This window comes from Acidobacteriota bacterium, assembly GCA_034211275.1.
Classification (GTDB): Bacteria; Acidobacteriota; Thermoanaerobaculia; order Multivoradales; family JAHZIX01; genus JAGQSE01.
In genome coordinates, this window is record JAXHTF010000026.1 from 39,723 (window position 1) to 54,842 (window position 15,120).

The window sequence follows — 15,120 nt, forward strand, 5'->3', positions numbered from 1 at the left end:
TCCCAAAGCCCAATTCAGAGGGGAATGACCGTCTATGGCCTTGCTTTCCGGATCCGCCAGCATCAGCCGATTCCGCGTGCTCAGCCGTCCCGAGGAACCGGATTTCGACAGCGCCCGCTTCACCGAGATCGCTCCCGGCTCCGAAGTCCGGGAGAGCATCGGCTTCGTCCCCATGGAGCCCGATGCTCCGTACCAGGTGGGGCATAGCCGCTTCGCCTTCCGGGTGCGCATCGACACCCTCCGCGCCGACTCGACGGCGGTCAAGGAACGGCTACGGTCCTTGATCCAGGCCGAGACCGAGGCCACCGGCAACCCCTTCGTGGGCTCGCGCAAGCGGCGTCAGCTCAAAGCCCTGGCGGAGGAGGAGCTGATCGTCCGCTCGGCGCCCCGTTCGCGCATCGTGGAAGGCTGCGTCGACGGTGACCGCCTGTACATCGCCACCACCGCCCGCTCGCGCCTGGGCACCGTGCTCGTGCTGCTCCAGCGCATCGGCATCACCGCCGCTCCCCTCGCCCCCTGGAACACCGGCGAGGAGGATCGCGCCTTCGAGCTCGAGAGCACGGTGGTGGAAGCCAAGGAAGAGGGGCAGAGCGTGCTCGGCTGCCGCTTCCTCAAAGCGCTGGTAGGCGACCGGGAGCTCTTCTTCGAGCCCGCCGCCGGCAGCGTCAAGCTGCAGACCCACGACGCCAAGGTGACCCTCAGCGGCGCGATCCTGGGGGACCTGCTGCGCTACCTCGACCGCGGCGCCGAGATCCTCTCCGCCAAGCTCACCACCGGCGAGATCGACCTGCGCCTCGACGCCCTCGATTTCCGCGCCAGCGGCCTGCGGCTGGAGACCGAGCGCCACGAGCATTGGACCGAGCTTCTGGACGAACGGCTGGAGAAGCTCGAAGCCGTCTGGGACCTGCTGGATCGCAAATACCGCGAGCTGGCCCCCCGCTTCGACACCGCTCCGGAGCCCACCACCGAAACTCCCTCCTGACCCCGGCCTCCCTGCGGTGGCAGCAGTGCCGACGCCTGAGCGAAATCCGGCCAGGACCCGCCCCAAAAGCAACCACTTGCCTCTGGGGCGCGGTTTTGCGATAGCATCACCGTTCAATCCCGTTCCGGCATTGCTGCCTTCATCCCACCGCCCGAGGAGGAGAACCGTGGTCGAGAGGATGTTTCGCTATCAGACTCGTAGTCGCTTTCTAGCCACTGTCCAGCGCCAGTGCGCGCCGGCATTGGCCTTCAGCCTCATCATCGGACTCGTCGTCGGGCTCGTCCTCACACTGGGCCCCGCCGCCGACGCCGCCGAGCCTGTGAAGAGCAAGCTGGGACGTCACTTCGACGCCCGCCTCGAGCTCGGCTCCGGCGACGCCGTCCAACCGTCGGCCCGCCAGCTCGCCGCCGTCGAGGCTCTGCGAGCCGAGAAGCCGGAGCTGGCGGTGACCTTCGACCGCACCACCGGCGTCACCCGCAAACTGGCTCACCCGACCCAATACCTCACCGGCCCGTCCGCCGAGGCCGACGCCGAGCTGCGAGCCATCAGCTACGCCCGAGACCACGCCGACCTGCTGGGCTTGACCCAGGAGGATCTGCAGAACTACGAGATCACCGACCGGGTCTTCTCCCGGGTCAGCGGCGCCACCCACGTCTATCTGCGCCAGCAGCATCAGGGCCTGCCGCTGTACAACGGTCAGCTGCACGTCAACATCAATCGCGACGGCCGCATTCTGAGCGTCAACAACGCCTTCCTCCCCAACCTCAGCGGTGCCGTCAACAGCTCCCAGCCCAGCGTCGGTGCCGCCGCCGCGGTGGCCGCCGGTGCGCGCCATGCCGGCCTCGAGGTGACCTCGCCGCCGGCTCTTCTCGGTGCCCCCCAGGGCGTCGACCAGCGCACCGCGGTGGATCCCCAGGGAATCTCCACCGAGCCCGTCGAGGCCCGTCTCATGTGGCTGGCGGTGGGCGCCGGCCAGGCCCGTCTGGTGTGGAACTTCCAGCTTTGGCTGCCCTCCGGGGACCACATCTTCGACTTCACCGTCGACGCCGCCACCAACAAAGTGTGGACCCGCATCGACTGGGTGGCGGAAGCCGACTACAACGTCTACCCGCTGCCGGTGGAAAGCCCCAACCACACCACTCCGGCACCGCCCATGGACGCCCGGGTGACCCTCACCGACCCCTTCGACCTCACCGCCTCGCCCTTCGGCTGGCATGACACCGACGGCATGGCCGGCGATGAGTTCACCACCCATCAGGGCAACAACGTCCACGCTTGGGAAGACTCCGACGGCAACGACTCCCCGCCGCCGGCGGCCAGCGAGCCCGACTGCGACGACACCATGGGCGGCATCGACTGCGACTTCCCGCTGGACCTGACCATGGCCCCCAGCACCTACCGCCCGGCGGCGGTGACCAACCTCTTCTACTGGAACAACATCATCCACGATGTGCAGTACCAATACGGCTTCGACGAAGAGGCGGGCAACTTCCAGCAGAACAATTACGGCAACGGCGGCAGCGGCTCCGACTACGTTCAGGCCCTGGCCCAATCCGGCCTCGGCACCTGCAACGCCAACTTCGGCACCCCGCCGGACGGCTCGCGGCCGCGGATGCGCATGTACATCTGCAACAACACCAGCCCCGCCGCCGACGGTGACTTCGACAACGGCGTCATCGTCCACGAGTACGGTCACGGCATCAGCAACCGTCTGGTCGGCGGCCCCGGCACCACCGGCTGCCTGAGCAACTCTCAGCAGCCCGGCGAAGGTCTCTCCGACTGGTGGAGCCTAGCCTACACCGCCGAGGTCGGCGACGCCGGCACCGACGCCCGCGGCATCGGTACCTACCTCTTCGGCCAGCCCGCCAACGGCCCAGGCATCCGGCCCCAGCCCTACTCCACCGATCCGGGAGTGAACACTTGGACCTACGAGAGCATCGCCGGCATGTCCATTCCCCACGGCGTCGGCGCCGTCTGGGCCCAGGCCGCCTGGGAGGTCTATTGGGCGCTGGTGGACGAGTACGGCTTCAGCGCCGACTTCTACGACGCCGCCGGCGGCGCCGGCAACCAGCGCATGATGCTCTACGTCAACGAGGGCCTGAAGAACACCGCCTGCTCGCCGACCTTCATCGACGTCCGCGACGGCATCATCCAGGCCGTCATGGACAACTATGGAGGCGATGACCTGTGCATCGTGTGGGATGCCTTCGCCGCCTACGGCCTGGGCACCGACGCCAGCACCCCGGGGCCCGGCAGCACCACTGCCACCAACGGCTTCGACACCCCGCTGGAATGCCAGTGCACGGTGCCGGAACCCGCGAGCGCCCTCACCGCCACCACCAACGGCGACAACCAGATCGACCTCTCCTGGACCGCCAGCCCGACGTCGGACGTGACCTACAACGTCTACCGCTCCTTCGACGGCTGCCCCCAGACCGATCCGGTGCTCATCGCCAGCGGCATCAGCGGTACGACCTACTCGGACCTCACCGTGTCCGGAGGCACCACCTACTCCTACACCGTCACCACCGTGGACATCACCGGCGACTGCGAGTCGGCGGCCACCAACTGTGACGACGACACCGCCACCGGCGTGTGCACCCGGCCGCCGACCTTCGACGGCCTGACCTCGGTGACCAACAACGGCACCCCCACCTGCGGCGTGCAGGTGGCCTGGGGCGCCGCCACCGGTCATTGCGGCACCGACGTGGTCTACAACGTCTACCGCTCCACCGTTCCGGAGTTCACTCCGGGCCCGGCGAACCTCGAGGCCAGCTGCCTCTCCGGCACTTCCTACGCCGACGCCGAGGTCTCCAACGGCACCGAGTACCACTACGTGGTGCGCGCCGAGGATGACTCCGGCAACGGTTCCGGCCAGTGCGCCAGCGGCAACGAGGACGCCAACGAAACCCGCGGCTCGGCGGTTCCCACCGGTACCATCGACTCCTTCCTCACCGACGATTTGGAGAGTGGAACCGGTAATTGGAGCCTGGCAGCGGGCGGTGCCGACAGCGGCACCAGCCCGTGGACCCTGGTGGACACCAACTCCAACTCGCCGACCCACAGCTACTTCGTCTCGGACGAGGCAGTGGTCAAGGACCAGTACTTGGTCACCACCGCGCCCATCGTCATCCCCGGCGGCACGCCGGCGATGCTGAGCTTCTGGCAGCAGGTGGCGACGGAGGCTACCTACGACGGCGGCGTGCTCGAATACAGCACCGATTCCGGCACCTCGTGGTTCGACATCCTGGATGGCGACGGCGGCTCCGTGCCGGCCAACGCCAACCGCTTCCTGCTCAACGGCTACACCGGCGTGATCAGCACCAGCTTCAGCAGCCCCATCGGCGGCCGCGAAGCCTGGGAAGGCAGCCTCGGTCCCTGGCAGCAGGTGCAGGTGGATATGAGCGACTTCGCCGGCAACACCATCCTGCTGCGCTGGCGCATGGCCTGCGACAGCTCGGTGTCCGCTACCGGCTGGTGGATCGACGACATCGATCTCAGCTTCACCAACGCCTGTGCCGCCAGCGTGCCGCTCTTCACCGACGGCTTCGAGCTCGGCAATACCTCGTCGTGGAGCTCCAGCATGGGCGAGCCCGAGCCCTGAGCTCGGATGCTCGGTAGCTCACCGGCCCGGCGCCGGTGAGCTCATCCCCAACCCTTCGAACCCCGACCTCGCCCTGGCGGCGCGGTCGGGGTTTTTTCATGTTCCGCCAAGGATCTCCCTCGGCGCCACCCTGGGACGCTGCTGCAACAGGTCGAGAAAGCGCTTGGAAAGCCGGAGATCAGCTGGTAGTTTCTCCCTGCGCATCGTTCGCCATTCGAATCCTTCGCCCGCACCGCAGCCCTTGGAAGCTCCCTGCGGGCCAGGAAACTGCTGCATCAAGCAGCCCCTTCAGACGCTGGACCTAAGGAGTCGAGCCATCAGCACCAGGATCTTCATCGGAAACCTCAACTACTCCACCACCAGCCGCGAGCTCACCGAGCTGCTGGAGACCGTCGGTGAAGTCGCGGACCTCTACCTCCCCAACGACCGCGCCACCGGACGCCCCCGCGGCTTCGCCTTCGCCGAGATGGGTTCTCCGGAGGACGCCGAAGCGGCCATCGAGCAGCTCAACGGCAAGGAGCTCGGCGGCCGGGAGCTGCGCATCAACGCCGCCGAGGAACGGCGCGGCCGAGGTCCCGGCCCTGGCGGCCCCCGCCCCGGTGGGCCTGGCCCAGGGGGCCCCCGCGGCCGGGGCGGCCCACGCTCCTTCGACGACTCTCCCGGCGACTTCTCCGGCTTCGACGGCCCTCCCAAGGGCGGCAAGAATAAAGGCAGCCGCCGTGGCCTCCGCGGCAAGAAGCGCAGCCTCTAACAGCCTGTGGTGAAAGTCAGACGCCAGCGAGGGCGAGCAATTTCTCGTCGAATCAAGGCCGGAAAACCGCAGGCGATGCGGGTATCGGCGAGGTTTTCGAACGAAGATTCGGCGGAAAAGGGCCGCTCGCAGCGCGGCTCGATTTTCACCACAGGCTGCTAAGCCGACCCGGCATCCCCGACTCTCTTCCGCCCCTCCCGCCCCACGGCGCGAGGGGCGGTCGCACATGGCCCCGATAAAGCTATTGTTCTCAAGGCTTTCAACAGGGGGGACCCACTTGTTGGTCGATCTTCTTCAACAGGGGGGACCCACTTGTTGGTCGCGGGCAACGAGCCTGGCGATTTGACCGCGAGGAAGCGCCGCAATACGCTCTTCGGCAACGCCATCCCCCCCAACTCTCGGGAGATCCGCCCATGGCCGAGCCCCCTGGCTCCTCCGCTTCCCCGCCTCGGCAACCCGGCGTGCCCATCGCCGGCCCCGATCCCGACATCGACGGCGCCGTCACCTCCGTCCTGCGAACCGAAGACGGCCTCGACCTCCTGGTCTCCTCCCTCCCCGCCGGCGGACGAGGCGTCGGGGCACAGGGCCAGGCCCTCATCGTCCACGGCTACGCCGAGCACCACGGCCGCTACGGCGAGCTCGTGGCGCTGCTCCACCGCATGGGCTTCAGCTGCCTGCTCCTCGATCTGCGGGGCCATGGCAGATCCCAGGGCAGCCGGGGACATGTCGCCGACTTCGAGCACTACCGCCACGACCTGGATCTGGTTCTGGAGAAGACCGGCTGGTCTAGGGATGTACCGTCGCTGCTCTTCGGCCACAGCCTCGGCGGCCTCATCGCCCTCGAGTACGTTCTCCACCGCCCCGGCCGCTTCGACCGGCTGGTGGTGAGCAGCCCGTTCCTGGCACCGGCGGTGGAGGTTCCCAAGCTCAAGGTCGCCCTCGGCCATCTCGCCGCCAAGGTCGCCCCCACCCTCAACCTCGCCGGGGTCCTCGATCCGGAGATGCTGACCCACGACGAAGAACAGCAGCGCCGGTACCGCCAGGACCCGCTGATCTTTCAGAGCTTCAATCCCAAGTGGTTCCTGGAGGTGCGCGACGCCCAGCAGGAAGTCTACGAGCGCGCCGGCGAGATCCGGATCCCGGCGCTCTTCCTCCTCGGCGCCAGCGACGCCGTCGCCGACCCGCAGCAGGGCCGACAGGTCTTCGAGCGCCTGGGCAGCGAGGCCAAGACCCTGCGGGTGTACCCCCAGTTTTTCCACGAGGTGCTCAACGAGAGCGGCCGGCAGCGCGTCTACGCCGATGTGGAGAGCTGGCTGCGGGACTCCGGAATCGCCGACTCATAGCCCTCGCCAAGGATCCGAGCCCCCTCCACAGCGCTCTCCGCGGACCGGAGATCACTCGCGGGAGAAGGACAGCTGCCGTTCCGGCACCGTCTCACTGAGTTGGACTTCCGGACGCCCCCAACTCTCCACCAAAGCGATGCGCCTCGCCCCCGGCGCCTCACCGGCGGCGAGGTATGGGCGGCACTCCTCCGTGACTCTGAAGCCCAGGTCCTGCCGCGCCAGGCACTTCAACCGCTTCACCACCGGCGTGCGGAAATCCACCAGGCTCGGCCAACCGGTGTGTTCCCGCCGCGGGGCCATGGAGATCACCAGCAGCTCTCGGCTCGAGCGCCGGTCGGTCTGCTGGGATCGTTCGAAGAGGAAGGCCGGGAGGCGGCCGATATTCTGCACCAGCGGCCCCGGTACCTCTGCCACCCAGCTCACCAGGTCGCCGAACCAGCCGGGCCGCCGGAAGTGCCCCAGGGGATGACTGGAGCGCAGGATCAACACCCGATCGGCATCGAGCCTGCGCGCCGCTTCCACCGGCACATTGTTGGAATAGCCGCCGTCCACCAAGAACATTTCGTCCTGGCCCCGGGGCAGCTGGACCCGGTGGGCGGAAAACACGGGGAAGGGGGAACCGGAGGCGAAGATGACGTCGGTGAGAAACTCCTTCTCCGCACCGCTCAAAGCCTCGCACCCCTGCCCGTCCCCGGGGCTTGCGGTTTGCTTCCACGGCAGCGCCTCCGCCTCGGCCTCCCAATAACTCTGCCAAGTGCCGCCGCTGGAGACCTCCTCCCCAACCGATGGACACAGCTCCGGCGCCGGCGCGAAGGCGAAGAACCGCGTGCCATCGGTCTCCAATTCATTCGCCGGGGTGACGAAAAGAGCGGTAAAGCGGGGCTCCCGAGGAGCCGACCCGTGGTCGGAAAGGGACTTCCGATACTCCTGCTCGAAGTTGCTCCGAGCTCCGCGGAGGAAGTCCAATGCTGCCTGATTGCCGTAGAGCGCCGGTGCCACCACCAGATTCCACCAACCGAGGAAGAGCACCGCCATGGCCGCCAAGCGCAAGAACCGCCAGGACAGGATGGTGCCGTTGGGATGGCGCTGATTGAGATACCCCACCCCTCGGCGCAGGATGTCCGGGAACCATCCCCGGGGATGCTGCCGCCGAGCGGCCTCCAGCAGCGCCCACCCGAGCACCAGCGCCGCCGCCAGCAGCACCAGCCAGAAGCGGCCGGTGAGCTCGAGGAGGGAGAGCTGAAGCTGCGGAATCTGCGACAGGGCAACGACCACCAGATAGACCACGAGCCCGTGGAAGAGCACCACGAAGAGTGCCACCAGGAAATCGTCGATGCCCTGGAGCCGATAGGAGGCGTGGGAACCGTGGAGCCAGAGCATCAACCCCAGCCCCAAGATCAGCGCCCCGACCATGAAGACCATGGAACCGGGGAAGATGCCCAGTCCCGAAGGCAGGAAGAAGATCTCCCCGAGCCTGCCGTCGATGAAGACCGCTCCATGCTCCTCCCCCGGTGCCGTGAGCAACAAGACGAAAGCACAACTCACCAGCATGGCGGAAAAGAAGGTGACGGCGCGCCGCTGAGCGCCTCCCCGGCCCCGAGCCAGATAGAGATAGACCGCGAGAAAAACCACCACTAGTGCCAGCCCGGCGAGGAAGACCGGTGGCGCCTTGACGAAGATCCGCAGCGGTGGAACCCCCAGCAGCACCAACGGCACCATCAGGGCGCACAGACCAAACCACACCACCGCCTTCCCGAGACTGGGGAAATTCGCGGCGCCGGCGGAGGCCACCTGCAAACGCCAGTGGGTCGCCACCGAAGCCAGCAGCCCCACCAGAAGAACGGTGAGCGCGTAGGCGAGACCGAAGGGCGCTTCTCCGAAGCTGAAATACTCCCCAATCCACGACTCGCCCCGCTCCAGCAAATCCCCCATCAAGGCCCAGCCCCGCAGCACCAACGGCACTAACACCAGACCGGCACCGAGAGTGATCAATGCCCACCAGGAGATCCATGGCTTCGGCTGGTAGCCCTTCGAAGGCGACGACGCGGTGGAGTGCATCACCAGGCATTGATCCGCCAGCATGGCCATCCACACCAACACCGCGTAGAGCAGCCCCTCCATCACCGGCACGTGCTCGCGAGCTCGCTCGCCGGAGAGCCAGGAAGTCAGCAGTGGAGCCAGCAGGAGAATGGGTAGCAGGATCGCCTGCATCCGCCAGCGCGCCGCCGGAAACAGGTCCACCGGCTCCTGCAGCCCTTCCGCCTCCTGCTCCGGATCGCGAACGGCGGCCTTCCCGGCGGCCTCCCGGAGGGGCCTGCGACGCACTGCCAGTAGCGCGCACAGGCAGAGGAAAATCACCACCAGGCTGAGCCAGCGCAGCAGATCTGTAGAACCGAAGATGGCGGCGCTGGTCAGAGGCTCTCCCGTCGAATCCCGCCACAAGACCTCCGCGAGGTTGAACGGCCCCCCTTCCCCCAGGCGCGCGACAAAAAAGCCGATGAGGGAGCCGCCGCTGGTCCCCACCACGTGATCCACCACCAGCGAGTCCCCGGTCTCGGCTCCCGTCTGTACCGCCTGAGCCCGCCCTTCCCGGACCTCGCCGGCCCAGCGGTTGATCAAGGCCTTCTCACCATAGAAAGTATCCAGCAGCACCGATTGGTACGCCGCCTTGACTCCGCCTCCGGGCAAGACCAAGGACAGCTCGTCGTCCGCCTCGCCGCTGCTGTGGGTTCGGGTCAGGCGGAGCGCCTCGTCGGCGGTGAAGTCGAAGGTACGCACGCCGAAGAATGCCACCGGTTCCAGGAACGCCGCCACAAAGGCGGGCACTGCGTCCTTGCGGGCCTCTCCCCCGGATCGTCGCGCTCGCCCTTCTAGCGCCGGTAGAGGCAGCCCCGGGGGCACCCTCACCGGCCGCAGCGCATCGTCGGTGCCCAGCCACCAGGCCGACCCCGCCCCCGCATCTCCACCGCCGCCTGCCTGCGGCGACAGCGCCCCTCCGATTCGTCGGCGCACGACCAGGCGATCCGAGGCCAAGCTCTCCACTCGCGGTGCAGGCTCAACGATGGAGCCTCCGATGGGGTCCCTCTCCGCCACCGGGTCCGCGGCTCCATCGGCGCCGTCGCTGAACAGAAGCTCCACCCGCTGCCGATCCTCCGGAAGCTCGAAGTCCAGAGGGTCGAGATTCCCGCCGCTATCGGCCAGCCGCTCCAGGGGCTCGTGATCCAGGGACAGCCGCAGGTCGTGGAAGAACCCTCGCCATACCGCGGCGTCCACCGCGGCTCTCGGCACCGCCGGATCCCTGTCAGCGCTCTCGTCGGCGGCGTCCCATCCCAGGGCCTCCCAATGCTCCTCGAGCCATCGGCCGGTGGAGGCCAGCGGTGCTACGAAGCCACCGGAGGAAAAGTGCGAGGGCATCACCAACCGGTAGTCGGTGGTGCCTTCCGCGGCTAGCTCGCAGCGAGATCGCTCCCTCTTCAAGGCCGCCTGCAGCGGGCTCTCGGCTTCTTTCTCCTCCGGTCCTTCCGCCGACGAGGCCCGCCCATCCCCTCCTCCCGCCGCCTTCAGAGCCCGGCACCACAGCACCTCGCGGTAGCCGTCGAGCCACATCTGAGGATCTGCCTCCACCCGCCAGGCGGTGCCGTCCCACCGGCGCACCGCCAGCAGCGGCCGGACCGGACGGCGCCAGAGCTCTTCCGGAGCCCCCTCCACCAATTCCTCGGGCCGCACCGGCAGCAGCTCCACCTCATCCCGCTGCAGCAAATAGCGTCCCATCCACGGCAAAATCCCTGCGTCCACCTGGGATTGGCTGAGCCAATCGAGCACCTGATAGTCGCTACCCAGGGCGAGGTTCACCTGCAACCGCCGCCGTCCGGCGCAAGGATCCTGAGACTCCCCGGGCAACCGCGGCCGGCGCACCCCCAGAAGCTGCTGCATGGCGACGTTCTCCTCCCCTTCACCGATGCGGAAAGCCGCCGACACCTGTTCCACCAGGGCAGGGCCGTCCACCGCCCGCTGCGCCACCCGGAAAGGCACGGCGACGGTGATCGCCTGGGGGATCTGCTCCTCGCAGGCAAGGCCCCGGAACACCACTCCCGCAGAGGCCGGCGGCGCCAGCAACGAGCTCAGGGCGACCACCGCCCAAGCCACCAGCAGGGCCGGCAAAGCGGCGCCCCGCATCGGCCATGGCCGGTCCTCTCGTCGCCGAAGCCGATGTCGTCCGGAGCCCGCGGGAAGTCCTTCCCCTCGGTGGGTCCTCGTCAGCATCCCGGCTGTCCACATCGTCCCCATCAGGGCTCCTCCTCTCCAGTCTGATCTCGTCCTGCCGGCCCCTCCGCAACCTCCGCCCCGTGCCCTCGAAACCGCAGCCACCCCCCCGGCAGGGCCATGGAATATGTCTCGTTAGACGGACCGCAGACCGAACCTTCCGGCCCTTGCCAGCCGGCGGCCGGCGGCTCCGCTTCCGACACCTGCCGCAGGAAGCTCTCCGCCCGCCGCCGGGTCAGCAGCGGCACGAAGCGCGTGGGCTTCGCCGCCGAGCGGGAGAAGTCCTCCTGGTGCGCCACCAGAACGTGGCGGGGCTCGAGCTCCTCGAGGAGATACTCCGGAAAGCCCCGGGCCAGGTGATGGGAGGCGATGCACAGCACCGCCAGATCAACACCTCCGACCCCCGGAACCTTCGGCGGCAAGCCGGTGCCCTGGTGACTGGCGGAGTCCTGGTAATAGAGACGGAAGCGCACCTCCTCGCTCTCACCCTCCAGCAGCTCCACCAAGAACGCCAACGGCTGCCCCTGCCGCAGCTTCCAATGCCGCAGCTCCTCCCAAGGCCGATGGAGAGGCGCCCGGGCCTCGCCCTCGGCCCAGCGGAAAAAGCGCGATTGGGGCGCGTGGGTGGTGGCCAAGGGCATCACCCGCACCGGCAGCGCCCGGCCCTTGGCGTCCCGCAAGCGGACCCAGGTGCCCAGACGGCGATCCAGCGCTACGGTGCGCCGGTAGACGGTGGAATAGGGGAACAGTAGCTTGCGGGCCGTCCCGCTGGCGTAGATCTGCGCTCCCGGCGCGTGCTCCTCGGCCACCAGCGGAATGTCCAACAGATGATCGTAGTGAGCATGCCCCACCAAGATGGCCCCCACCTTCTCCATCGGCACCTCCGCCAACCCTCGCTTCACCGCCCCAGGGTCCGGCCGCATCTTGCCCAAAGCCACCCGCAGCGGCGATGGCCGGGAGAAGAACGGCCCGAAGAGCACCCCATGCCCCTGCCATTCGAGATACAGACCCGCGGTGCCCAGATATTGCAGGTCCACTTGCAGGTCCACCGGCACCCCGGCCCTCCGAGACGCTCCCCCCGAGCACTCCGGGGGCTCAGGCTCCGGCGACGATGAGCACCGGGGCGATGGCGAGCAGGGGGGCGCCGAGAAATCGAAGGCCTGCCCTCCATAGCCCGGAGCCAGCTCCGGGCCGATGCGGTGAGCGCAGGCGCTCCCGAGCAAGGCGAATCCCAGGGCCAAGAAGGCCAGCGGCCAGCGGCTCTTCATCGTCGTCCTCCCCCGCGGTTCCACCGCGACTGTCTTCGCTCTCTCTCGAAGATTGCAGAATGCTTCTAAAATAGCATTGGCTCCTGGCACGACTCTTTGCCTTTCCGGGCCGGATGAACGATCCTACGACCTCCATGACCAACATCGACACACCCCCCGTTTCCGAAGCCACCACCCACGGCGTGCACGTGCGGGTGGAAGCGAGCTACGATCCTCAGCGCTCCCGGCCCCAGCAGGGTCTGTGGTTCTTTCTCTACTCGGTGACCATCACCAACACCGGGGAGGACACCGTCAAGCTCCTGCACCGCTATTGGACGGTGGTCAGCGGTGACGGCTCGGAAGAGGAGGTGGACGGCTCCGGAGTCGTCGGCGAGCACCCCATCCTGGCTCCCGGGGAGAGCTTCTCCTACACCTCCGGCTGCCCCCTGCGCACCCCCTTCGGCGCCATGCACGGCAGCTACGAGATGCTCCGTCTCTCCGGCGGCACTTTCCGAGCCACCATCGCCCCCTTCGGCTTCACCGGCCCCTTCACCGTGCACTGATCCGCAACCTCCATCTACCCATGCCGTAGAATGAGGCGTCTGTCCTACTTCTGATTCTTCGATGCGGCACCGGTAGATTCGACATCATCGCCCGCTCTGACCCTCGCGAAAGGAGACCTGCAGATGCTCCGCCCCCGCTCTTCCCTCACCGGCCTCGTGGGCCTCGCCGCCCTGCTCCTCCTCACCGCCGCTCCCGCCCTCGACGCCGCCGCCCAATGGCCGCAATGGCGCGGCCCCGATCGTGACGGCAAGGCCCCGGACCAGGGCCTGCTGACCAGCTGGCCGGAGGGAGGCCCGCCGCTGCTGCTCACCGCCACGGGCTTGGGAGCGGGCTACTCGAGCGTCTCCGTCAGCGATGGCAAGATCTTCACCCTCGGCGACCTGGAAAACGGCCAGCACGTCTTCGCCATCGACGCCGCCAGCGGCGAGATCCTGTGGAAGACCCACCTGGGAGCGGCCTGGGACGACCGTTTTCCCGGCCCCCGCAGCACCCCCACCATCGACGGCGACACCCTCTACGCCCTGGGCACCGAAGGCGACTTGGTGAGTCTCTCGGTCGCCGACGGCAAGGTGCTGTGGAAGAAGAATCTGGTCAAGGACTTCGGCGGCCAGCTGATGAAGGCCCAGGGCACCTACGACTGGAAGTGGGTGGAATCCCCACTGGTGGACGGTGATCGTCTCATCGTCACCCCCGGCGCCGCCGACGCGGTGATGGTGGCGCTGAACAAAAAGACCGGCGAGGAGATCTGGCGCGCTCAGCTCCCCGAGCTCGAAGGCCCCGGCGTCCCCGGCGCCGCCTACTCCTCGGTGGTGATCTCCGAGGGCGCCGGCGTGCGCCAATATGTGCAGCTGGTGGGCCAGGGCGTCATCGGCGTCGCCACCGACACCGGCCGCTTCCTGTGGGCCTACACCCCGGTGGCCAACGAGATCGCCAACATCGCCACCCCCCTCATCGACGGCGACACCGTCTTCGCCTCCACCGGCTACGGCACCGGCGCCGCTCTCTTGAAGCTGGTCAAGACCGAGACCGGCGTCGACGCCGAAGAGGTCTACTTCCTCCCCGCCGAGATGTTCCAGAACCACCACGGCGGCATGATCCTCGACGACGGCACCATCTACACCGGCACCGGCCACAACAAGGGCCTACCCATCGCCCTCGACAAGGACAAGGGTCAGCTCGTCTGGGGACCCCTGCGCAACGACGGCCGCTCCTCCGCCGCTATCGCCTACGCCGACGGCCACCTCTACCTGCGCTACCAAAACGGCCTGATGCTGCTGGTGGAAGCCACCCCCGAGGCCTACCGCGAGAAGGGCTCCTTCGAGATCCCCAACGTTCAGCGCGAAAGCTGGTCTCACCCCGTCATCGCCGACGGCCGGCTCTACCTGCGGGAGCAGGAGAACCTCTACGTCTACGACCTGAAGCCGCGGATGGAGAAGAAGGCTTCCGGGGAGGGGGCTGGGGGTGAGGAGGCGGGGCGGTAGGTGTACTTGACGGTCACTCCTGCCATTTGTCTCGCGGAGGCCGATCAGCCCGCTTGAGGGCTTCGACATCTCGGATTCCCTCTTCGCCCAATGGGGGTCCGTTCTCCTCATACCAGGCCGGAAGATCCTCTGCGGATCCAGTGTCTTCTGGCCAGCGAGCCCGGAGTACGACCTCGCTGAGGGACTCTCCAGGATACCGACGGGCCTTCTGAAGCTTCTCGAAGGCTTTCGGGCAGAGCGAGATGTTCTCTACGGTCATAAATGCAGTATGAACAGGCTGCCCGTTGTGGGTCAAGTGGAGGCCGCGATCCACACAAACCGTTAAGATCTTGCGTTCACCACCGTAACTAAAGAGAAGCCACCCAACCCCAGGGCCTGGAAGGAGTCTCCATGCTGAAGATCGCCCGCAGCTTCCTCGCCGTCGTCGCCGCCTACGCGGTCATGGTGATTCTCATCACGCTGGCACAGGAGGGACTCTTCGGGGGTGTCAGTCTCCAGGAATCGGCTCCCGCCGAGCTCTTCGGCGCCGGTCTCCTCACCTTCCTCTCCGCCGTCGCCGGCGGATTCCTGGTGGCCTTCCTGGCCGGCCGCGCTTACCGGGCTCATGGCTTGATCATGAGCGCCCTGGTGGTGGTCGAGACCACCACCCTGGTCCTCACCCACCGCCTTCCCGGGCCTCTCTGGTTCGACCTGCTGGCCTCTGCGTCCCTCATCGTCGGCATCGTCGCCGGGGCGGAGCTCTTTCGCTGGTTTCGGGAGCGGCCCGAAGCCACCACGACGACGAGCTGATCTGGGTAACACCGCAGCGCGCGCGACCCCGCCCCGCGAGGGGTTCAAACCCATCGCGGCGGTCCTCAAAGCGGCGGTCCTCAAAGCCCCGCGAGG

9 protein-coding genes are annotated in these 15,120 nt (G+C 67.6%); 7 read left to right on the forward strand and 2 right to left on the reverse strand.

The genetic code is table 11. From position 1 onward, the window contains the following. Window positions 1–34: 34 nt before the first annotated feature. The 4 genes from SX243_06945 (at window position 35) to SX243_06960 (ending at window position 6,680) form a co-directional block, all read left to right on the forward strand. Window positions 35–982: a hypothetical protein gene (locus SX243_06945; protein ID MDY7092693.1), complete on the forward strand. Its 948-nt coding sequence runs from the start codon at window positions 35–37 to the stop codon at window positions 980–982. 166 nt (window positions 983–1,148) lie between these two features. Continuing rightward, on the forward strand, window positions 1,149–4,586 hold the full coding sequence (locus SX243_06950) for a M36 family metallopeptidase (protein ID MDY7092694.1): 3,438 nt from the start codon (window positions 1,149–1,151) through the stop codon (window positions 4,584–4,586). Window positions 4,587–4,749: 163 nt separating this feature from the next. Further along, window positions 4,750–5,337, forward strand: a complete 588-nt coding sequence (locus SX243_06955) for an RNA-binding protein (protein ID MDY7092695.1) — start codon at window positions 4,750–4,752, stop codon at window positions 5,335–5,337. A gap of 413 nt (window positions 5,338–5,750) precedes the next feature. Beyond that, the gene (locus SX243_06960) at window positions 5,751–6,680 is read left to right on the forward strand and encodes an alpha/beta hydrolase (GenBank protein ID MDY7092696.1); all 930 of its coding nucleotides are present in this window, start codon (window positions 5,751–5,753) and stop codon (window positions 6,678–6,680) included. A gap of 51 nt (window positions 6,681–6,731) precedes the next feature. On the opposite strand, the gene SX243_06965 is transcribed toward SX243_06960, so the two are convergent. Further along, window positions 6,732–10,856, reverse strand: a complete 4,125-nt coding sequence (locus tag SX243_06965; protein MDY7092697.1) for a hypothetical protein — start codon at window positions 10,854–10,856, stop codon at window positions 6,732–6,734. A 110-nt stretch (window positions 10,857–10,966) separates the two neighbouring features. Continuing rightward, entirely contained in the window at window positions 10,967–12,211 is a 1,245-nt protein-coding gene (locus SX243_06970; protein MDY7092698.1) for a hypothetical protein, read from the reverse strand. Between the two features lie 134 nt (window positions 12,212–12,345). Here SX243_06970 and apaG point away from each other — a divergent pair, with 134 nt between their 5' ends. From apaG to SX243_06985, 3 genes are all read left to right on the forward strand, one after another. After that, window positions 12,346–12,753 carry a Co2+/Mg2+ efflux protein ApaG gene (gene apaG / locus SX243_06975; GenBank protein MDY7092699.1) on the forward strand — a complete coding sequence of 136 codons (408 nt, stop codon included), beginning with the start codon at window positions 12,346–12,348 and terminating at the stop codon, window positions 12,751–12,753. Between the two features lie 123 nt (window positions 12,754–12,876). Further along, entirely contained in the window at window positions 12,877–14,235 is a 1,359-nt protein-coding gene (locus SX243_06980; protein MDY7092700.1) for a PQQ-binding-like beta-propeller repeat protein, read from the forward strand. A 390-nt stretch (window positions 14,236–14,625) separates the two neighbouring features. Next, entirely contained in the window at window positions 14,626–15,024 is a 399-nt protein-coding gene (locus SX243_06985) for a hypothetical protein (protein ID MDY7092701.1), read from the forward strand. Window positions 15,025–15,120: the final 96 nt, after the last annotated feature.

Bases quoted from the DNA above. Each gene is read 5' to 3' on its own strand.
- SX243_06970 (MDY7092698.1), bottom strand. From the start codon at position 12,211: ATGAAGAGCCGCTGGCCGCTGGCCTTCTTGGCCCTGGGATTCGCCTTG.
- SX243_06985 (MDY7092701.1), top strand. From the start codon at position 14,626: ATGCTGAAGATCGCCCGCAGCTTCCTCGCCGTCGTCGCCGCCTACGCG.
- SX243_06965 (MDY7092697.1), bottom strand. From the start codon at position 10,856: ATGCGGGGCGCCGCTTTGCCGGCCCTGCTGGTGGCTTGGGCGGTGGTC.
- apaG (MDY7092699.1), top strand. From the start codon at position 12,346: ATGACCAACATCGACACACCCCCCGTTTCCGAAGCCACCACCCACGGC.
- SX243_06960 (MDY7092696.1), top strand. From the start codon at position 5,751: ATGGCCGAGCCCCCTGGCTCCTCCGCTTCCCCGCCTCGGCAACCCGGC.
- SX243_06980 (MDY7092700.1), top strand. From the start codon at position 12,877: ATGCTCCGCCCCCGCTCTTCCCTCACCGGCCTCGTGGGCCTCGCCGCC.
- SX243_06945 (MDY7092693.1), top strand. From the start codon at position 35: ATGGCCTTGCTTTCCGGATCCGCCAGCATCAGCCGATTCCGCGTGCTC.